Annotated in this window: 20 protein-coding genes and 1 tRNA gene; 13 read left to right on the forward strand and 8 right to left on the reverse strand. The window is 28.5% G+C overall.

Annotation, left to right across the window (positions count from 1 at the left end; all coding sequences use genetic code 11):
- Positions 1 to 79: 79 nt before the first annotated feature.
- The gene (locus ACKTTQ_RS11940; protein WP_408049319.1) at positions 80 to 925 is read left to right on the forward strand and encodes a rhomboid family intramembrane serine protease; all 846 of its coding nucleotides are present in this window, start codon (positions 80 to 82) and stop codon (positions 923 to 925) included.
- A gap of 5 nt (positions 926 to 930) precedes the next feature.
- Here ACKTTQ_RS11940 and ACKTTQ_RS11945 read toward each other — a convergent pair whose 3' ends face one another.
- Positions 931 to 1,383 carry an Lrp/AsnC family transcriptional regulator gene (locus ACKTTQ_RS11945; protein WP_408049320.1) on the reverse strand — a complete coding sequence of 151 codons (453 nt, stop codon included), beginning with the start codon at positions 1,381 to 1,383 and terminating at the stop codon, positions 931 to 933.
- 167 nt (positions 1,384 to 1,550) lie between these two features.
- On the opposite strand from ACKTTQ_RS11945, the gene ACKTTQ_RS11950 reads away from it, so the two are divergent.
- Together ACKTTQ_RS11950 and ACKTTQ_RS11955 are read left to right on the forward strand one after the other, a co-directional pair.
- Positions 1,551 to 2,693, forward strand: coding sequence for a histidine decarboxylase (locus ACKTTQ_RS11950; protein ID WP_408049321.1), 1,143 nt, complete (start codon positions 1,551 to 1,553; stop codon positions 2,691 to 2,693).
- Positions 2,694 to 2,786: 93 nt separating this feature from the next.
- Positions 2,787 to 3,233, forward strand: a complete 447-nt coding sequence (locus ACKTTQ_RS11955) for a KTSC domain-containing protein (protein ID WP_093869107.1) — start codon at positions 2,787 to 2,789, stop codon at positions 3,231 to 3,233.
- 82 nt (positions 3,234 to 3,315) lie between these two features.
- On the opposite strand, the gene ACKTTQ_RS11960 is transcribed toward ACKTTQ_RS11955, so the two are convergent.
- From ACKTTQ_RS11960 to trxB, 5 genes are all read right to left on the reverse strand, one after another.
- Positions 3,316 to 4,140: a DUF4097 family beta strand repeat-containing protein gene (locus ACKTTQ_RS11960; RefSeq protein WP_408049322.1), complete on the reverse strand. Its 825-nt coding sequence runs from the start codon at positions 4,138 to 4,140 to the stop codon at positions 3,316 to 3,318.
- A 4-nt stretch (positions 4,141 to 4,144) separates the two neighbouring features.
- Entirely contained in the window at positions 4,145 to 5,059 is a 915-nt protein-coding gene (locus ACKTTQ_RS11965; protein WP_408049323.1) for a DUF4097 family beta strand repeat-containing protein, read from the reverse strand.
- Positions 5,060 to 5,152: 93 nt separating this feature from the next.
- Positions 5,153 to 5,944 (reverse strand): HEAT repeat domain-containing protein, encoded by a 792-nt coding sequence (locus ACKTTQ_RS11970; RefSeq protein WP_093869110.1) that lies wholly within the window; start codon positions 5,942 to 5,944, stop codon positions 5,153 to 5,155.
- A 1-nt stretch (position 5,945) separates the two neighbouring features.
- Positions 5,946 to 6,497, reverse strand: coding sequence for an RNA polymerase sigma factor (locus tag ACKTTQ_RS11975; RefSeq protein ID WP_093869111.1), 552 nt, complete (start codon positions 6,495 to 6,497; stop codon positions 5,946 to 5,948).
- 189 nt (positions 6,498 to 6,686) lie between these two features.
- The gene (trxB, locus tag ACKTTQ_RS11980; RefSeq protein ID WP_093869112.1) at positions 6,687 to 7,625 is read right to left on the reverse strand and encodes a thioredoxin-disulfide reductase; all 939 of its coding nucleotides are present in this window, start codon (positions 7,623 to 7,625) and stop codon (positions 6,687 to 6,689) included.
- Between the two features lie 166 nt (positions 7,626 to 7,791).
- On the opposite strand from trxB, the gene ACKTTQ_RS11985 reads away from it, so the two are divergent.
- The 4 genes from ACKTTQ_RS11985 (at position 7,792) to ACKTTQ_RS12000 (ending at position 9,741) form a co-directional block, all read left to right on the forward strand.
- Positions 7,792 to 7,866: transfer RNA gene (locus ACKTTQ_RS11985), tRNA-Pro, on the forward strand.
- A gap of 105 nt (positions 7,867 to 7,971) precedes the next feature.
- Entirely contained in the window at positions 7,972 to 8,583 is a 612-nt protein-coding gene (locus ACKTTQ_RS11990) for a DUF4230 domain-containing protein (protein WP_093869113.1), read from the forward strand.
- A 239-nt stretch (positions 8,584 to 8,822) separates the two neighbouring features.
- Positions 8,823 to 9,188: an MmcQ/YjbR family DNA-binding protein gene (locus tag ACKTTQ_RS11995; RefSeq protein WP_093869115.1), complete on the forward strand. Its 366-nt coding sequence runs from the start codon at positions 8,823 to 8,825 to the stop codon at positions 9,186 to 9,188.
- A gap of 4 nt (positions 9,189 to 9,192) precedes the next feature.
- Positions 9,193 to 9,741 (forward strand): 5-formyltetrahydrofolate cyclo-ligase, encoded by a 549-nt coding sequence (locus ACKTTQ_RS12000; protein ID WP_408049324.1) that lies wholly within the window; start codon positions 9,193 to 9,195, stop codon positions 9,739 to 9,741.
- Between the two features lie 53 nt (positions 9,742 to 9,794).
- Here ACKTTQ_RS12000 and rho read toward each other — a convergent pair whose 3' ends face one another.
- Entirely contained in the window at positions 9,795 to 11,537 is a 1,743-nt protein-coding gene (rho, locus tag ACKTTQ_RS12005) for a transcription termination factor Rho (protein WP_408049325.1), read from the reverse strand.
- A 209-nt stretch (positions 11,538 to 11,746) separates the two neighbouring features.
- Here rho and ACKTTQ_RS12010 point away from each other — a divergent pair, with 209 nt between their 5' ends.
- From ACKTTQ_RS12010 to ACKTTQ_RS12025, 4 genes are all read left to right on the forward strand, one after another.
- The gene (locus ACKTTQ_RS12010) at positions 11,747 to 12,184 is read left to right on the forward strand and encodes a DUF4293 domain-containing protein (RefSeq protein ID WP_408049326.1); all 438 of its coding nucleotides are present in this window, start codon (positions 11,747 to 11,749) and stop codon (positions 12,182 to 12,184) included.
- A gap of 367 nt (positions 12,185 to 12,551) precedes the next feature.
- Positions 12,552 to 13,205, forward strand: a complete 654-nt coding sequence (locus ACKTTQ_RS12015; protein ID WP_093869119.1) for a response regulator — start codon at positions 12,552 to 12,554, stop codon at positions 13,203 to 13,205.
- A 285-nt stretch (positions 13,206 to 13,490) separates the two neighbouring features.
- Positions 13,491 to 14,168 (forward strand): hypothetical protein, encoded by a 678-nt coding sequence (locus ACKTTQ_RS12020; protein ID WP_408049327.1) that lies wholly within the window; start codon positions 13,491 to 13,493, stop codon positions 14,166 to 14,168.
- Positions 14,161 to 15,957, forward strand: coding sequence for an ATP-binding protein (locus tag ACKTTQ_RS12025; protein ID WP_408049328.1), 1,797 nt, complete (start codon positions 14,161 to 14,163; stop codon positions 15,955 to 15,957). Before ACKTTQ_RS12020 ends, ACKTTQ_RS12025 begins: the two co-directional genes overlap by 8 nt.
- On the opposite strand, the gene ACKTTQ_RS12030 is transcribed toward ACKTTQ_RS12025, so the two are convergent.
- The gene (locus ACKTTQ_RS12030) at positions 15,947 to 16,441 is read right to left on the reverse strand and encodes a metallophosphoesterase family protein (RefSeq protein WP_408049329.1); all 495 of its coding nucleotides are present in this window, start codon (positions 16,439 to 16,441) and stop codon (positions 15,947 to 15,949) included. The genes ACKTTQ_RS12025 and ACKTTQ_RS12030 overlap by 11 nt on opposite strands.
- 272 nt (positions 16,442 to 16,713) lie before the next feature.
- Here ACKTTQ_RS12030 and truA point away from each other — a divergent pair, with 272 nt between their 5' ends.
- Both truA and ACKTTQ_RS12040 read left to right on the forward strand, forming a co-directional pair.
- A complete protein-coding gene (gene truA, locus ACKTTQ_RS12035) occupies positions 16,714 to 17,454 on the forward strand; it encodes a tRNA pseudouridine(38-40) synthase TruA (protein ID WP_408049330.1) in 741 nt (246 codons plus the stop codon).
- Positions 17,455 to 17,504: 50 nt separating this feature from the next.
- Positions 17,505 to 19,220: an ABC transporter ATP-binding protein gene (locus ACKTTQ_RS12040; RefSeq protein ID WP_408049379.1), complete on the forward strand. Its 1,716-nt coding sequence runs from the start codon at positions 17,505 to 17,507 to the stop codon at positions 19,218 to 19,220.
- The last annotated feature ends 36 nt before the right edge of the window (positions 19,221 to 19,256 follow it).

Below are 19,256 nucleotides of genomic sequence, written 5' to 3' on the forward strand. Positions count from 1 at the left end.
TATAAATATTTATCTTTGAATATGGGTTTTACATAGCCCATAAAATCATTGGAAATAACTAAAAAAACAAATACAAATAATGCCAGATATTGGAACTGTCGGATTACTTATATTAATTGCTAATGGCTTTGTTTCTTATCAAGGTTTTGAAAATTGGCAATTTTTAAATACCTATAAATTTCAGGTTGACAAAATATTAATCAACAAAGATTATAAAAGGCTAATAAGTTCTGGTTTTTTACATGTAAACTGGACTCACCTTATCTTTAATATGTTTAGTTTATATTCTTTTGGAGCGAGTTTAGAACTTCGATTAGGATCTATTTACTTTGCTTTAATATACTTTACTAGCTTACTTGCAGGGAATTTATTCGCTTTATTGATTCATAAAAACCATGGAAAGTATAGTGCTGTAGGTGCTTCTGGAGCTGTTTGTGGAGTTATATTTGCTTCAATAGCTTTAATTCCTAACATTGGAGTAGGTATTTTATTTTTACCGGTATCAATTCCTGGTTGGTTATTTGGTCTTTTATACATTAGCTATACAATTTATGGTATTAAATCTAATAATGATAATATAGGGCATGAAGCTCATTTAGGAGGAGCAGTAATAGGAATTATTACAGCAATTATAATTAGCCCTAGTTCATTAACCCAAAACTACATCCCTATTCTACTTTCTCTTGTACCAACATTAATCTTTATCTTTTTTATTTTGGTAAAACCTCATTTATTACTCCTTGATAATCCTTTTAAAACTCAAAAAAAGCCTCAAACTATTGATGAGAAATACAACGAAGAAAGAGCACTAAATAAAAAAGAATTTAATCTTTTACTTGAAAAAATCCATAAAAAAGGTATTGACAAACTAACTGCAAAAGAAAAAGAAAAATTAGACGAATACTCAAAAGCAAATAGAAAATAATAATTTTATAAATCAAACACTGTAGTGTCTTTAAAAGAATTCATAACAAATGAGCTTTGTATAGTTGAGATTCCTTCAAATACCGAAAGTTTCTCGTTAATTAATCCTTGAAATTGGTTCATATCATTTACTGCTACTTTTAATAAGAAATCAAAATTACCAGATACATGGTGACACTCCATTACTTCTGAAAGACTTAAAATATTTTCCTTAAAAGAATCAATCAACTCTTTTTGATGTTTGAATAATGTAATTTGACAATAAGCTATTATTTGTTTACCAATAAGATTTCTATCTAATAAAGCAACATATTTTTTTACAAAACCACTTTGCTCTAACTTTTTAATTCTTTCATAGGTTGGCGTTACTGTTAAACCAATTTTTGTAGCTATTTCTTTAGTATTCTGCTTAGCATTTTCTTGTAAATGCATTAGTATTTCTCTGTCTATTTTATCCATAAAAGAACTCTTTTCTAAATCTAATAATTTTCGACCTCTCCAAAAGTAACAATAATCTTTAAAAACAAATAAAAAAGATTTATTTTCTTAATTAATACTATAACTAGATTAAAATTCTAATAAACTATAGATTTGCATGAAAACAAAAACACATAAAATTAATAATCATGAAAGCTACTACACAACAAGAACGTCTTAACCAGCTTTTAGAGAAGATTACTAAAGCTAGAGATACTTTTTTAGGCTATCCAGTATCTAAAGATTTTGATTATTCAGAACTTTACGAGTTTTTAAAATACCCTATTAATAATCTTGGAGATCCATTTGAAGACAGTACCTACAAAGTACAGACTCATGAAATTGAACGAGAAGTTGTAAATTTTTTCGCAAAATTATTTAGAGCAAATCCAAAAGATTACTGGGGATATGTTACCAATGGAGGATCGGAAAGTAATTTGTATGGTTTATATATTGCTAGAGAAATGTACCCAAAAGCGATGGTTTATTACTCAGAATCTACGCATTATAGTGTTAAAAAGAATATCCATTTATTAAACATCCCAAGTATTGTTATTCGCTCACAAGAAAATGGAGAAATAGATTATAACGATTTAGAAGAAACTTTAAAATTTAACAGACATAAGCCTGCAATTGTTTTAACCACTTACGGTACTACAATGAAAGAAGCAAAGGATGATGTATCTAAAGTAAAGGGTATCTTAAAAAAATTAGCTATTCAAGATCATTATATTCATTGTGATGGAGCACTTGCAGGATCATTTGGTGCATTTGTAGAACCAAAAATTCCTTTTGATTTTATCGATGGTGCTGATAGTATTTCAATCAGCGGACATAAATTTATAGGTTCTCCAATACCCGCTGGAGTTATTGTTACCAGGCGTTCTTTACGTGATCGTGTATCAAAAGGTATTTCATACATTGGCTCTTTAGACACAACTATAACAGGTTCAAGAAACGGACATAGTCCATTATTTTTATGGTATGCAATAAATAAACTTGGCATAGATGGTTTGAAAGCTAGATATAATCACAGTTTAGAAGTTGCCAAATATTGTAATCAAGAATTACTTAAAATTGGTGTTAATGCATGGAGAAATCCAGGAGCTATAACTGTTGTATTACCTAAAATGTCTAATACTATCAAAGAAAAATGGCAATTAGCTACTGAAGATGATATTACACATATAATTTGTATGCCTAATGTTACTAAAGATCAAATAGATCATTTTATTAAAGATGTAGCTTCTTCATTACATGAAAAAGAAGAAGAAGAACTTGCTTATTTTTAATAACTAAACTTTTTTAGCATAAACAATAAAAAAACATACTATAATTTATTTAATACCAGTACTTTTGCACGCAATTCTGAAAACAGAACAATCATGAAGCGAATTAAAGAATATAAGAAGTTATTTAAAGTAGAAGGAGCCATTAATTTAAAAGAATTAAAAACTACCTACAGAGGGTTAGTAAAAGAATGGCACCCTGATAAATTTCAAGACGAAGATAAAAAAGAAGAGGCTGGAGAAATGAGTACTAAAATAATTGATGCTTATCATTTTTTAGTGAGTATTGCTCCTGAGACTAAAGAAGCTAATTTAGAGGCTTATAAAACCACTATTACAGAATTCCAAGTTGCAGACTACCAACACAAAAGTATGCGTTTGGAAGTTACTTTTACTGACGGAAACACATACGAATACTTTGGTGTTAATCGTATACTTTTTGGGAAATTTATAAATGCCAAATCAATAAACAACTTTGGTAAAAGAAATATTTTTAATTCTTTTTTATATAGAAAATCAATGAAAGCTTCAGTTACAGCTTAATTCTGATTTTACTTTTTACATAACAAAAAAGAGATTGCTATAAAAGCAATCTCTTTTTTTGCATATAACCTTAATTATTAACTTAGTTAGCTCTAATAATAACATCTCCATTAAAGTTCTTAAATAAAAACTCTGGTCCTCCTCCATTGATAGATCCTTTAATCCATTTTTCAACTTTCACACGATATGCATTTCCTCGTTTAGAGTTTCCTTTTGTAACTTTTGCTTTAGATGGTTTTGCTTTTAAATCAAAATCGGTATAAATTTCACCTCTATCTGATTTTACTTTTATATTTGCTTTAATATTTTTAGGAAAAGTAACATCTATATCTCCATTTAAACTACTAAACGCCATTGCTGTATTTGGAGTTACTTTTAAAAAATTAACTACAATGTCTTTATTTAAAGCATCTGCGCTTACAGATCCACTAACATCTTTTAATGTAATTTTTCCATTTACGTTACTAATATCCATAGAGCCATTTACATTCTCTACTAAAATAAACCCTCTATTTATAGTTGATATTTTTAATGAAAAATTCCTAGGTACCTGTATTTCAAAATCTGTTGTTCCTTGTGGCGAACTATTTACTCGTACTATATTATCAAATTCTTCTGCACTAAACTCTAAAGAAGTATTAGATATTCTTTTTAACCCTTTTTTAGAACTCTTTCTTTTATGTCTCGATCCATGACGGATATCTCCTTCCTTTTTTGTTCCTTTTATAATGACTTCTTTACTAGGTGTTCCTTTTACAGTAATTGATCCATTAATAATTCCCATTTTTAAAACTCCTGGTTTCCCTGGGTTTGTTAAGGGAACTCTAACAGTTTCTTGAGCTATAATATTCGTTGTTAATAAAAACAACATACTAACAAGTACTAATTTTATATTTTTTGTATTCATTTTTTTATTTTTTTACGATTGCGTCTCCGTTTAACTGATTAAAATGTAAATGCACATTTCCTTTTCCAATTTTAAAATGCGAATTCGAATCTATTTTATACTTTACTTTTTTTCTTTTACTTTCTTTGATTTTCTTAATTTTTGGTACTGTTTTTTCAACATCAAAATTCGTATAAAACTTTCCATTCATCGTCTTGTAACTAATTGTTGCATCTAAATCTTTTATAAACTTTATAGTAATATCACCATTTAAAGAACGATACCAACTTTCTTCTTTAGGGTTCTCTGCATAGGTTATATCTATATTTTTATTCAAGGCATTTACATCAGTTTTTCCTGATACATTTTGTAAACTAATTGCTCCATTAATATTATGAGCAATCAATAATTTTCCATGTACATTTTCTACAGTTATATTTCCTTTATTAATAGCTTTTAAATCTACACTTGCCTTTTTCGGTATTTTAATTTTAAAATTTAAAACGTACTTATACATTCTCTTAGTTCTATGCTTGTAGCTTCGCCTATTATTAAAATTAAATTCTCTATGCTCAAAATTACCAGTTTCAATATCAAAGTGAGAATAAGGAGAATCTAAATACACATAAATTGCATTTCCTTTTTTAGACGATTTAATTCCTATTTCTTTTTCACCTTTTTTTAAATCTTCTTCATTATCAGCATAAACTGTTCTAGTAGCTTCAACCTGAATTGTAGAACCATTATATCCTTCTACATCGATAGATCCGTATACATTATCCACAACCAATATATTTTCTAAAGAGGCGTTTGTAAATTGTAATTCTTTTTTTAAAGTATGCGTACTTTTTAGTTTTTTATTGCTTTTTTGTTTTTGTCCCAACATTGCATTTGAGCAACATAAAATGACAGTAATTGTAATTAGTTTTAAAAATTTCATATTTATTCGTTTTTTGATGAATGACTTTTGGGTATTTCTGTAAAAAGCTTGCCTAGGATATGCCATCTACATCAATCTTATAAATATTTTATATTAAATAATTTGTTGAATACTTTCTTTCATTTTTTCTTTTGCACTTTCATTTACATCTTCTTTTTCTATCAGTTTTTTAAATGATTTTACAGCTTTTTTCTCTTGTAAAATTACCATTAAATCTGCTAAAGCTATTTGTACTAAAGGTGCTTTTTGAAGTGAAATTGATGCTATTAATCCTTCTCTTACTATTGGTATATCGGTATAATTACCCAATGCTTCAACAGCTGATAATCTTACATTTACATTTGTATCATTATTCAGTGTAGAAAACAATGCTTTTATTATAGTTTCTGTTACCTCATTGAGCTTATTAGCCTCATTTACTGCTTGTAATCGTTTATTTGCAGACGGTTGCTCTAGTAATGCTAACACCAATTGTGAACGTACATTTTCTGTTTCTTTTTGCGCATATTTTATTGAGTCTTCTGATACTCCTGAAGAACTAGTCATTTCTTTACCAATAAAAAAACCTGCAACCAAAATCACCACTGTATATGCGAGTTGTTTTGTTACGCTCCCTAATAAAAAAGTTTCTATTCTTTTTAAAAGTGATACACTTTCTTTCTTCTGCTCTTCAGCATTTAACATTGTATAGAATTTCACATCCATTGCTGTGCTAGGTTCTGGAGTAGATTCTTCAATACTCCAAAATGACTTCATCTGATCAAATTCTTCTCTATGCTGCGGATTCACCTTAAGAAAGCTCTCAAACTCATGTTTTTTAACTTCAGATAAATTTTCTGATAAATAATCTATAATTGTATTTTTATATTCTTTATAATCCATCATCTTATCTTTTATCTAAGGTCAAATAAACTTCTTTTAATTCTTGTAAAGCTCTATGAACTTTTGTTCTAGCCGCTCCTTCAGTACACCCCATTATTTGTCCAACCTCTTTATATTTCAATTCTTTAAACTTACTTAAAGTTAAAAACTCTCTTTTTTCATTAGATAATAATTGCATTGCTTTTTTTAAAATAAATGTGTTTTCTGATGTTTCTATATCTTTTTGTATGTCATCATAACCATTTAATGTATAATCTACTTCTTCTATATTTTTATGTTGGTGTTTTTTGATTTTTTTAAAATTATCGTAGTTTACATTTCTTGCTATTTGAAATATCCAGGTAATAAACTTACTTTCTTCTGTATAGGTATGCTTATATTTTAAAACCCTAATAAATACATTTTGCACTAAATCTTCACTTAAACTAGCATCCTTGTTCATTTGATAAAAAAAACCAAATAATCGTCTTTTATACCTTTCATACAACAATCCTAGTTTATGGTTTTCACCATGTTTCACCTTCAGCATTAATGAATTATCTGATAATGTTTCCAAGTTATAATTGTGTTAGTTGATTTTACAAACTGATAAACTCTGTTTTTTTAAAAACGTTACAAATTAATTGTTTTTTTTAAACATTCATTTAATTTTACGATGAGGAAGACCTTTTAATTAAAAAATCTAACAAAAAAAAAGATTGCTTTCCAGCAATCTCTTTCTTCTTAATATCTTATATACTTTTTATTATTCTAAAGCACCTAAATAACGTTCAGCATCTAAGGCTGCCATACAACCAGTACCTGCAGCAGTTACAGCTTGCCTGTATTCTTTATCTTGAACATCACCTGCAGCAAATACTCCAGGCATATTTGTTTTTGTTGATTTTCCGTTAGTAATTAAATATCCTGTATCATCCATATCTAATACTCCTTTAAAAATACCCGTATTAGGTTTATGGCCAATTGCAATAAACACTCCAGTAACAGAAATATCAGTTTTATCACCAGTTTGATTATTTACAGCTCTTACACCTTCAACAACATTATCACCTAAAACCTCGTCAATTTCAGTATTATATAAAACAGTAATATTTTCTGTTTTATTAACACGGTGTTGCATCGCTTTAGAAGCTCTCATATAGTCTTTACGAACCAAAATAGTTACTTTACTACAAATATTAGCTAAATATGTTGCTTCTTCTGCTGCAGTATCTCCTGCACCAACTACAACAACATCTTGCCCTTTATAAAAGAAACCATCACAAGTTGCACAAGCAGAAACTCCACCGCCTATTAAACGTTGTTCACTTTCTAATCCTAAATATTTAGCCGTAGCTCCAGTAGAAATAATTACAGTTTCTGCTTCAATTTCTGTAGTTTCATCTACAATAACTTTATGAATACCTCCTTCTTTATCAGAAAACTCTACACTTGTTACCATACCAAAACGAACCTCAGTTCCAAATCTTTCAGCTTGACTTTTTAAATCTTCCATCATAGCAGTTCCATCAGTACCATTAGGGTAACCAGGAAAATTATCAACTTCAGTAGTAGTAGTTAATTGACCTCCCATTTGCATACCTGTATACATTACTGGTTTCATATCTGCTCTAGCTGCGTAAATTGCTGCTGTATATCCTGCTGGTCCAGAACCAATGATTAAACATTTTATTTTTTCTGCCATATCTATGTATTATTTAGTAACTACAAATGTAGTAGTTTTTTGTTTTTTATCCTCTTAGTATTATATATTTTGATTATAAGTCGATAACGAATAAAAATATTACATTTTTATATATTTTTTATTTGTTGTTTACTTTTTTTTTATACATTTGCAGTCCGAAATAATTCGGGGTGTAGCGTAGCCCGGTCATCGCGCCTCGTTTGGGACGAGGAGGTCGCAGGTTCGAATCCTGCCACCCCGACTATATCAAATCAAAAACCTTGTAAACTCTATACGTTTACAAGGTTTTATTTTTTACATTATTTTTTAATAATTAAAAATAATAACTTTTTGTAACTTCGTATTTATGGAATTACTTTTTTTAGGTTTGGCTGGAGGAGCTATTGCTTCTTATTTTATATTTCAAAAATTTGCACTAAGTAGTAAAAAGAATCTAACACAAAAACAATCTGTTGTTTTGTTAGATAAAATTAAAAAAGTTTCAAAACTAATAACTGTTGAAGGAGAATTCGCAGAAATATACCATCATGAAAACTCCCAAGAAAAGTTCCTTGGACTTTTTACCAGTAAAAAGAAAGCTATTATATTAATTAACGCTAAAGTTCTTATTGGTTTTGATTTTAGAAAAATTAAAATGTTAGCAGATACTAAAAGCAAAACAATTTCATTATCTGAATTTCCTCAACCTGAAATTTTCTCAATAGAGCCTTCTATTCGTTTTTATGATATTCAAAATGGTTTTTTAAATAAATTTAGTTCAGATGATTTAACCAAGGTTAATGCTGAAGCCAAAGATCACATTTCTCAAAAAGTACCAGAAAGTAACCTAATGCAAACTGCCAATAGAGAAGCCTTAGAAGCAATTATGCTAATGAATAGCTTAGTAGAAACCATTGGTTGGAAATTAGACTACTCTTCATTGGAACTTCCTAATGAAAAAATAACGTTAATTGATTAACAATACTCCCAACCTTAATAAAAAAGTATTTTTAATAATAGTAGCAATTTTATCTTTTGCTGCTTATTACTTTATTGAAACTTCAAAACAACTAGTAAATTGGTAGAGAAAAATTGACAATTCAGATATTTCTGACGGTTTTGCTTTGTTTATCACTATTAACATAGTCAAATACTTTTTACTTATTTTTGGTATAACATCTACAATCTTTTTAATCGTTACCATTTTAAAAAATAAATATGAACATAGAACAACTACATAATTACTGTAACTCTAAAAAGGGAGTAACGGAACACTTTCCTTTTGATGATGTTACCTTAGTATTTAAAGTTATGGGAAAAATGTATGCTCTCATAGGTTTAGATAAGTGGGAAAATGGAGACCAGAAAATAAACTTAAAATGTAATCCTGAATGGAGCGAAGAATTACGTACTAATTACGATAGTATAAACCCAGGATTTCATATGAATAAAAAACACTGGAACACTGTTATTTTAAACAATGATGTTTCTGATAATTTTGCCTTTGAATTGATTGACCATTCATATAACCTAGTAGTTAAAGGACTTACAAAAAAACTAAAAACTGAATTAGACACCTTATAGTACTATGAAAAAAAATGATTTAAGAATTCAATATAAACAAAGAAGAAAAGATTTATCGAATGTTCAAAAAGAAGAGCTAGAGCAAAATATTTACCAGCAAGTTTTTAATATAGAGATAACAAATATTAAGAATGTTCATTTATTTTTATCGATGGAAAAGTTTAATGAAATCAACACTACTCCTATCATTAAATTCTTCAGAGACCTTGATAAAAAGATAATTGTAAGTCGATGCAATTTTCATGACGACTCTTTAACGCATTACTTATTAGATGAGAATACAAAACTTGAACTAAATAAATTTGGAGTTCCTGAGCCTGTTAATGCTAAAGAAGTTAATGTAAAAGAAATTGATTTAGTATTTGTTCCTTTATTAATTTCTGATGTAAAAAAATATAGAGTAGGATATGGAAAAGGGTTTTATGATCGTTTTTTAGCTTCCTGTAAAAAAGATGTAAAAACTATAGGTATCAATTTTTTTAAACCCATTGACACTATAGAAGACATTAATGAATTTGACATTCCTTTAGATAAAGTTATTTACCCTCAATAAAAAAATCCTGCAAAATGCAGGATTTTTAAATATATAATATTGTATTTGTATAACTATCCGTTCATAGAAATTAAGAACTCATCATTATTTATAGATGTTTTTATTCGTTGCTGAATAAATTCCATGGCTTCTATTGGGTTCATATCAGCTAAATACTTACGTAATACCCACATACGTTTTACTGTTTTCTCATCTAATAATAAATCATCTCTACGTGTACTTGATTTTATTAAATCAATTGCAGGGTAAATTCTACGATTAGAAATATTACGATCTAACTGAAGCTCCATATTACCAGTACCTTTAAACTCTTCAAAGATAACTTCATCCATTTTAGATCCAGTTTCAGTAAGTGCCGTAGCTATAATGGTTAAAGACCCTCCATTTTCTATATTACGAGCTGCTCCAAAGAAACGCTTTGGCTTATGTAATGCATTAGCATCAATACCTCCAGATAATATTTTACCCGAAGCTGGTGCTACAGTATTATAAGCTCTTGCTAAACGTGTAATAGAATCTAATAAAATTACTACGTCATGACCACATTCAACTAAACGTTTTGCTTTTTCTAAAACTATATTAGCAACTCGTACATGCTTATCAGCTGGCTCATCAAAAGTAGATGCTACAACTTCTCCACGTACATTACGTTTCATATCAGTAACCTCTTCAGGACGCTCATCAATTAATAAAACTATTTGATAAACTTCTGGGTGATTCGCTGCAATAGCATTTGCCACATCTTTCAACAACATTGTTTTACCCGTTTTTGGCTGTGCTACGATCATACCACGTTGCCCTTTACCTATTGGTGAAAACAAATCAATTATTCTTGTTGAAAGTGAACTTCCTCTTTCTGCTAAATTAAATTTCTCATTTGCAAAAAGTGGTGTTAAATGTTCAAAAGACACTCTATCACGTACAATATTCGGACTTAATCCATTTATTTTTGACACTCTGATTAAAGGAAAGTATTTTTCTCCTTCTTTCGGAGGACGCACATTACCTAAAACAGTATCTCCAGTTTTTAAACCGAATAATTTTATTTGTGATTGTGATACATAAATATCATCAGGCGATGATAAATAGTTATAATCAGATGAACGTAAAAAACCGTATCCATCTGGCATCATTTCTAACACACCTTCACTTTCTATAATTCCATCAAACTCAAAATCAGGATCGCGGTATTTATTACCACTCTTGTGATGATGCTTGTTGTTATTATTTTTATTTTGATGATGTTTATTGTTGTTATTATTATTGTTGTTCTTATTCTGAGGATTTCTTTGAGGCCTATTATTTTGAGCATGTTGCGGCTTTCTATCGTCCGTTCTTTTAACCTCTTCAGTTTTACTTCTTTCTCTTGGTTTTGGAGCCTCTTTACCTCTATTATTAGTTCCTTTAGGCTTTACAACTTCCTTGTTCACTGTTTTTTCAACAACTACCTCTTTTTTATCTACAGCTACTTCTTTCTTAGGAGTGTTTTCTACTTTTGGAGCCTTTTCAACTTTTTTAGGAACAACTTGTTCTTCTTGCTTATTTACAACAACTTCCTCTTTCTTTTCTTGAGAAACTGGTGCATTTTTGGCAATTCTTTTTCTTTTTGGCTTTTCTTTTGGAGCTTCTTTTTTTGCCGGCTTTTCTTCTTTACTAGTAGCTTCAGCCTGAGCATCCAAAATTTTGTAAACTAAATCTAACTTTTTTAACTGACTCGTTTTAGTTAACCCAATTTTCTTGGCTACTTCTTGTAAATCAGTAAGTTTCTTAGCTTTTAATTCCGAAATCTCGAACATTCGTTAAAATATTTGGTTAAAATCCTCTCACTTTGTATAAGTAAAGAATTTAAAAAGTTATTGTTTGTTTTATAATCTGATTGTTAGTTATATGAAGTATATAACAATTAATGTGTAGTTACTTACAAGGCAAATATATACAAATAATTTAACTTGGAATATTTCTTTTTAAAAAAAGAAATGTTATTTTTGCCTTCCAATTTGGAAAAATGATACAAAGAATACAATCAATATATCTTTTATTAGCAGGTGCTATTTCTGGAGGATTAACTTTTTTAGTTAATTTATGGATACAAGCTAAAGAAAATACACCTATATATATAATAGACTTATTTACTAGTGATTCTATTTCTCAAAAAATAGTTCCTGTATTATTTTTCATCTCTGCTATAATATCAATTGTTACTATATTTTTATTTAAAAATAGACAGTTACAATTTGTATTAGGTAGATTAAATATGTTGACAAACCTTTTTTTATTAGGATTATTGATTTATTTATCGCTAACATTACCTGGAGAAAATACTGTTTCTGAGAAAGGTATTGGGATGTTCTTACCTGTTATTGTTATTTTGCTAGTAGTTTTAGCTAATAAAGCAATTAAAAAGGACGAAGATCTTGTAAAATCTGTTGATAGATTACGATAAGCCTAACATCTTAGTATATTTTAGTGCGATAAAACCGAGAATTTATTCTCGGTTTTTTATTTACTTTTTTTTGCAAGCATATAACTTTTTCTCTTTTTTAGTTTTAATATAAAAGTTTCTTTAATAAGAATAATAAAATTTATAATTTTAAATGCTTTTTGATACATTATTTTAGTTAAACTTGTACAAAAAACAAAGCTAAAAAACCATGCAAACACCTAAAAAACAACAAATTAACCTTCAAATGTTAAAGTGCATCTAAGGGTTTACCCTGATACCGTTAGTAAAAACCCTGAAACACCGTTTAGGGGTATTGAGTATTGTGAGAACTCTGCTTCTCCCATAAATTTGTAAACGTAAACAACAAATGAGTTACAAGATTAAAGTTCATATAGCCGATGATCATAAGATCCTTATAGAAGGAGTGATAGCGCTAATAAATATCGAAGATGACATTGAAGTCGAAGGCTTTTCTTTAACAGGAAGAGAAGTGATAAACTGGTCTAAAAAAAACACTGCTGATATATTGATATTAGATATTAATATGCCAGAGATGGATGGAATAGATGTTTTAAAAACGTTTCAACAACGTGATACAAAAATTAAAACAATTATTTTATCTAGCTTAAGTGATCCAAAGCTTGTACAAGAAATGATTGTACTAGGTGCAAATGGATTTTTAGAAAAAAGTTCTGCTAGCGAACATATTGTAGACGCTATTAGAGCTGTAAATAAAGGGTTGCAATATTTTAATGAAGATATTAAAAGCAAACTTTTTAATTTATACGTTACCGGTTCAAAAAATAAAATCAAACGAGAGGAATCTCACAAAGATCTAACTGAACGAGAGTTAGAAGTATTAACATTGATTGCCCAAGAAAAAAGTTCATCTGAAATAGCCGATAAGTTAAGAATAAGTGTAAAAACTGTTGAAACATATCGCAGAAGCCTATATAAAAAACTAAAAGTGAAAAATGTAGTAGGTTTAGCGATGTATGCAGTTAGGAACAATATAGTATAATCCTTTCATTCTATTTTTTCTTTGCCCCCAAAGAAAACTCCCCCAAAACCTATAAATTCCTAATTAATTACGTCGCTAAAAACTACAACAACCAAAATATATCTGGCGATGTACGTGTTATTATATAACATAGTTTAGAAAACCCCTTCATTTTGTTTTCTTTATCCCCTAATTTATGAGAACGTCCCCCGTATCTCCATTAATCTATACTAAGTACGTCGCCTTTTTTTAAAATTAAACTCTTAAACAAATTTCCTTAAATCATTAACCTTAAAAAATGCAAGCATGAATAAAATTACCCCACTTTTCCTAGCTCTTACTCTTATTTTTGCATCATGTTCATCTACTGAAAATGACGCTGAATTATTGCAAAAAAACGAAACAAAATTAAAATCATATACTTTAAAAAGAGATGCTAATGGTAGGTACTCTATTGATTTTGATGTAAAAGAAAACACAGAAGTTAACACCTTTAAAAATTCTGATAAATCTAATGAAATAGTATTATCAGAAGCTGTACAAAAACAAGCACAAAAGCACAGCAATAACTTCAACCTTGAAAATGACCTTTTAAAAATTGGTTTTTTAGAAGAAAACAATGGTAAAAAAACACAGATTACTGTTGAAGATGAAAACATTACCTTTGCAAAAAAAGGAGTTACAGAATTTTTAAACAATTACAGTGTTACTAAAAATGCAGATGGTACTTTTATTTTAGATTTTGAAGTGAATAATAATGTGCAAACTGAATTTATTTATAATGAACTAAAAGAAATTTATGAAATACATTTGTCTAATGGAACAGCTAAAACAACTCAATTTTCAAGACTTATAGAGTTACCTTACACAAATATATTAAAAATAGATTTTGTAAATCATAAATATAACAGTAGAACTAATGCTGAACAAATCGGAAATGATAAAAAACCTAGATTAATAATGGACCTAACATCAAATGGATAAAACTAAGAACTTAATTATTATTTTTAGTATTATATTTATTAATTCATTTTCTAACAATAATTTATTCAAAGGAAAAGTAAAAGCTTTTCCTTTTGTCAGTTTAAAATTACACATTCAATCAGCTGATTCTAGTTTAGTAAAAAGCTACAATAAAGCTGAAAAATTATATAAAAAAGAAGAATATTCTAAATCTTTAGAAATTACTTTAAATATACTATCTAAGGTTAATCAAAATAATGAGTTAAAGCATTTATGCAACTTTCTTATTGGAAACATTCTTAGAAAAAGAAATAATCATGAGAAAGCTCTAATTTATTATAAAAGATCATTGAGTAATATCTACGATAGTAATTCAAAAGAGTTATCAAATTTAAATAAAGAAACTAGCTTAGCTAATAGTTTACTAAGAATTGGTACAGAATTTTTTGAACTTAAAAAAAACGACAGTGCTTCATATTACTTTAAAAAAATATTATTAATTCCATCATTAAACAATAAAATAGTTTCTATAAAAGCTTCTACATATAGTAATTTATCAGCTACATATCTGAAAGACTCATCTATAAAAAAAGCTAAATTTTATGCCTCTAAAGCTATAGAAATGCATGACAAGAATAATAACAAAATTTCTCAGTCAGCTGCAACAGGTAATCTAGCAAGTATATTCTTAGAAGAAAAAAAATATGAAAAAGCAAAAAAACTATATTTAGATGCTATAGATTTAATAAAAAAAGATAATAGTATTACTTCTACAAAATATAAAGAAGATTTATATTATAATTTAGCCTGGACATTATACCTCTTAAAAGACTATACTGCATATGAGTTTCAAGAGAAGTCTTATGACATCAAAGATGATTTAAGTGGTAAAGAAGTTCAACGAATTATGAAAGGGGTATTTGAAAAACATAAAATTGATCTTGAAAAACAACAAGCAGTAACACTTAAAAACCAAACTGAATTAATAAAAGCTCAGCAAGACAAATCAACTTTATTAGTAAGTATTTTAAGTATTCTTGGTTTAATTATCTCTGGTGTTGTTATTTATAATTATAAACTACGTCAAAATAACTTACAATTAAAAATATCTCAAAATAAATTAATAGAAGAACAAAATATTGACCGTATTAAGTCAGAATCTCAAATTAAAATATTAAATGCTACCATAGATGGTAAAGAAACTGAGCGTAAACAAATTGCAGAAACTCTACACGACAGTGTAAGTGCTTTACTTTCTTCTGCCAACATGCATTTACGTGCTACAAAAAAACAATTTAACGGTAATACTCCTGTTGAATTAGAAAAAACGCAACAAATTATTCTAGAAGCGTCACAAAAAGTTAGAGATCTTTCTCATAATTTAGTTTCGTCTATTCTTTTAAAATTTGGTTTAGGATATGCCATAAAAGATATTGGTAGCAAATATTCAAATTCTGAGCTTCATTTTCATACAAATATTAGTAACATTAGTAGGTATAATCAAGAATTTGAAATAAAACTATACAATGTTATTCATGAATTGATTAATAATATTTTAAAACATAGTAAAGCCAGTAATGCTCATATTGTTTTAGAAGATAAAAATGGATTTCTTTCTGTTTTAATTGAAGACGATGGAATTGGTTTTAATTATAAAGACAATAAAATAAAAACAGGATTAGGCTTAAATCAAATAGAAGCTAGAATTCAAATGATGAATGGAAATTTTTTAATAGAATCTGCCAAAGAAAAAGGAACAAAAGCTACTATAACTGTTCCTATAAAAAATAAAAGTTTGGTTACCGCTTAGCTAACTCAACAATTTCTAAATTTTTTATATCACCTTTTTCTAATTCAAATCGTAACATAGTTCGTACTTGATGAAATCCGTGCTTACCAGCTGCCCCAGGATTTAAATGTAGTAAGTTTAGTTTTTTATCAAACTGAACTTTTAAAATATGAGAATGGCCACATATAAATAATTTAGGAGGGTCTTTTTTTAAAGCCTCTCTAACTCTTTGATTATATTTATTCGGGTAGCCACCTATATGTGTTATCCAAACAGATACTCCTTCAACCATAAATTTAGCATCTAACGGAAATTCAGCTCTGGCATCTTTATCATCTATATTTCCATAAACAGCTCTTAAAGGCTTGTACTTTTTTAAGGTATCTGTAACCTCTAAATTACCGATGTCTCCAGCATGCCAAACTTCATCGGCCTGTTTTACAAATTTTAGTATTTGCTCATCAATAAAACTATGGGTATCTGATAACAATAAGACTTTTTTCATAATGGCGCAATTTATTATTAAAAAAGCAAACCCGCAATATATAAATATATTGCGGGTTCAATATCTTAAGGGGTCAGACTTACGGGGGGACTTATTGTCTTATACCCTAAAGATACTAAAAAAAAACCATTTAACCATTATAAAAACATAAATTTTTGTATATATTTTTATGTTTAATATAATTTATCAATATTCCAATTTAAATTAACTTTTCCTTTTTCTAAATCATGCGGTTAAAATTCCATAATTTAGCTATTTAAAACATTATTTTTTTGAGGTATTTTATTGAGCTTTCATACAATGGAAAAAACTACCATGGCTGGCAAATTCAACCAGATGCTATAAGCGTACAAGAAGAAATTAATAACGCAATAAATAAAATTTTACAAAGTAATATTGCTATTGTAGGTGCAGGTAGAACAGATGCTGGTGTTCATGCATCACAAATGTATGCTCATTTTGATACATCAAAAATTATTGATGCTAATTTTACCTATAAATTAAATGTTGTTTTACCTAATGATATTGTTATTTACAATACCATACCTGTTGCAGAAGATGCTCATGCAAGATTTGATGCTGTTAGCAGAAGTTATGAATACAAAATTTGGCTTGGAAGGAATCCTTTTTTATTAGATACTACTTGGCAACTGCATCATAAATACAAGAATATTAATGTTGAACTTATGAATGAGGCAGCTACGATATTACTTGAATATGAAGACTTTGAATGCTTTTCAAAAGTAAAAACAGATGTTCATACTTTTATTTGTGAAATAAGTAATGCTAAGTGGGTACTTAATGAAAATGAATTAACCTTTCATATCACTGCCAATCGATTTTTAAGGAATATGGTACGTGCAATTGTAGGTACTTTATTAGATGTTGGAATGGGGAAAATATCAGTTAATGATTTTAAAAAAATTATTGAGAGTAAAAACAGAAGTAATGCAGGACTTTCAGTTCCAGCAAAAGGATTATTTTTAACAAACGTAGCATATAATTATATATAGTGAGTACAGAATCAGGAAAAGCATTTGATCTAAAAATTTTTGTAAGACTAATGAGTTTTGCAAAACAGTACCGATTAAAATTTGGTACAGCTGTAATTTCAACAATATTATTAGCTATTGCATCAGCGGCAAGCCCGTATGTTTTAATGCATGCTGTAAATGATTTTACAACAACAAAAAACCTTAATCAGTTACTGAACTACACAGTAATAATGTTAGTTATTTTATTAATACAAGTTGCCTTGCAATTTTTGTTTATATACTATGCTAACTGGGTTGGACAACACATTATTAGAGACATAAGAGCAACTGTTTTTAAAAAAATAATGAACTTTAAAATGGGTTACTTTGATACAACTTCGGTTGGTAGACTAGTAACCAGAGTAGTTTCTGATATTGAAACTATAGCCAATTTTTTTACACAAGGTGTTTTTATGATTGTAAGTGATATTTTAAAAATGCTTGTTGTTATTGTAGTTATGCTTGTTATTAATTGGAAATTAGCACTTATAGCTCTTGCTGTTTTACCAATTTTAATTTACGCCACTAAGCTTTTTCAAATTGCAATAAAAGCAACTTTTCAAGATGTTAGAAACCAAGTTGCCAACCTAAATGGTTTTGTACAAGAAAGGGTAACAGGTATGAAAATTGTTCAACTTTTTAATCGTGAAAAAATAGAATATAAAAATTTTGTTGGAATTAATGACAAACATAAAAAAGCACATATAAAAACAGTATGGTACTATTCAATATTCTTTCCTATTGCTGAAATTTTATCATCTATAGCTATAGGCTTAATTGTTTGGTATGGAGGTTTTCAAGTGGTAGAAAATAGCACAGTAACTGTTGGTGCTATTATTGGATTTATAAAAATGGCACAAATGTTATTTCGCCCTTTGCGTCAAATTGCCGATAAATTTAACCAATTACAAATGGGAATTGTATCTGGTGAAAGAGTTTTTGCAGTAATAGACACTGAAAGTTCTATTGATAAAAAAGGAACTATTGAAGCTACTAATTTAAAAGGAAATATAACTTTTAATGATGTGCATTTTAGCTATATTAAAGGTGAAGAAGTACTTAAAGGAATTAGTTTTGATGTTAAAAAAGGGGAAACAGTAGCTATTGTAGGTGCTACAGGCGCTGGAAAGTCTACCATTATTAATTTAATTAGTAGGTTTTACGAAATAGATAGTGGTGAAATTGCCGTAGACACCATTCCTGTAGAACAGTATAATATTAGCTCGCTAAGAAAAAAAGTAGCTGTAGTTTTACAAGATGTTTTTTTGTTTTCTGATACTATTCATAACAATATTACTTTAAATGATACTACCATTTCAGCTGAAGAAGTAATAACTGCTGCTAAACAAATTGGTATTCATGATTTTATTATGAGCTTACCTAATGGCTATAGTTATAATGTAAAAGAAAGAGGTGCTATGCTATCATCTGGACAACGCCAATTAATTGCATTTTTAAGAGCTTATGTTAGTAAACCTAGTATTTTAATTTTGGATGAAGCTACCTCATCGGTAGATTCTCATTCAGAACAAATGATACAAGATGCAACTGATTTAATTACAAAAAATAGAACCTCTATTGTTATTGCACATCGATTAGCAACTATCCAAAAAGCAGATACGATAATTGTAATGGATAAAGGCTTAATTGTAGAGCAAGGTAGCCACAAAAATTTATTACAGAAAAAAGATGGTTTTTACAGAAACTTATATGACAAACAATTTAGTGATGAAAGCACTGAATAAGTTTGATTACAAACTTCAAAATGTTACATTTGTTAC

It is taken from the genome of Tenacibaculum halocynthiae (genome assembly GCF_964512825.1).
In the GTDB taxonomy this organism is placed as follows: Bacteria; Bacteroidota; Bacteroidia; order Flavobacteriales; family Flavobacteriaceae; genus Polaribacter; species Polaribacter halocynthiae.

What these genes read in the sequence shown, in the direction of transcription:
- ACKTTQ_RS11940 (WP_408049319.1), top strand. Translation starts at nt 80, where the DNA reads ATGCCAGATATTGGAACTGTCGGATTACTTATATTAATTGCTAATGGC.
- ACKTTQ_RS11945 (WP_408049320.1), bottom strand. Translation starts at nt 1,383, where the DNA reads ATGGATAAAATAGACAGAGAAATACTAATGCATTTACAAGAAAATGCT.
- ACKTTQ_RS11950 (WP_408049321.1), top strand. Translation starts at nt 1,551, where the DNA reads ATGAAAGCTACTACACAACAAGAACGTCTTAACCAGCTTTTAGAGAAG.
- ACKTTQ_RS11955 (WP_093869107.1), top strand. Translation starts at nt 2,787, where the DNA reads ATGAAGCGAATTAAAGAATATAAGAAGTTATTTAAAGTAGAAGGAGCC.
- ACKTTQ_RS11960 (WP_408049322.1), bottom strand. Translation starts at nt 4,140, where the DNA reads ATGAATACAAAAAATATAAAATTAGTACTTGTTAGTATGTTGTTTTTA.
- ACKTTQ_RS11965 (WP_408049323.1), bottom strand. Translation starts at nt 5,059, where the DNA reads ATGAAATTTTTAAAACTAATTACAATTACTGTCATTTTATGTTGCTCA.
- ACKTTQ_RS11970 (WP_093869110.1), bottom strand. Translation starts at nt 5,944, where the DNA reads ATGATGGATTATAAAGAATATAAAAATACAATTATAGATTATTTATCA.
- trxB (WP_093869112.1), bottom strand. Translation starts at nt 7,625, where the DNA reads ATGGCAGAAAAAATAAAATGTTTAATCATTGGTTCTGGACCAGCAGGA.
- ACKTTQ_RS11990 (WP_093869113.1), top strand. Translation starts at nt 7,972, where the DNA reads ATGGAATTACTTTTTTTAGGTTTGGCTGGAGGAGCTATTGCTTCTTAT.
- ACKTTQ_RS11995 (WP_093869115.1), top strand. Translation starts at nt 8,823, where the DNA reads ATGAACATAGAACAACTACATAATTACTGTAACTCTAAAAAGGGAGTA.
- ACKTTQ_RS12000 (WP_408049324.1), top strand. Translation starts at nt 9,193, where the DNA reads ATGAAAAAAAATGATTTAAGAATTCAATATAAACAAAGAAGAAAAGAT.
- rho (WP_408049325.1), bottom strand. Translation starts at nt 11,537, where the DNA reads ATGTTCGAGATTTCGGAATTAAAAGCTAAGAAACTTACTGATTTACAA.
- ACKTTQ_RS12010 (WP_408049326.1), top strand. Translation starts at nt 11,747, where the DNA reads ATGATACAAAGAATACAATCAATATATCTTTTATTAGCAGGTGCTATT.
- ACKTTQ_RS12015 (WP_093869119.1), top strand. Translation starts at nt 12,552, where the DNA reads ATGAGTTACAAGATTAAAGTTCATATAGCCGATGATCATAAGATCCTT.
- ACKTTQ_RS12020 (WP_408049327.1), top strand. Translation starts at nt 13,491, where the DNA reads ATGAATAAAATTACCCCACTTTTCCTAGCTCTTACTCTTATTTTTGCA.
- ACKTTQ_RS12025 (WP_408049328.1), top strand. Translation starts at nt 14,161, where the DNA reads ATGGATAAAACTAAGAACTTAATTATTATTTTTAGTATTATATTTATT.
- ACKTTQ_RS12030 (WP_408049329.1), bottom strand. Translation starts at nt 16,441, where the DNA reads ATGAAAAAAGTCTTATTGTTATCAGATACCCATAGTTTTATTGATGAG.
- ACKTTQ_RS12040 (WP_408049379.1), top strand. Translation starts at nt 17,505, where the DNA reads ATGAGTTTTGCAAAACAGTACCGATTAAAATTTGGTACAGCTGTAATT.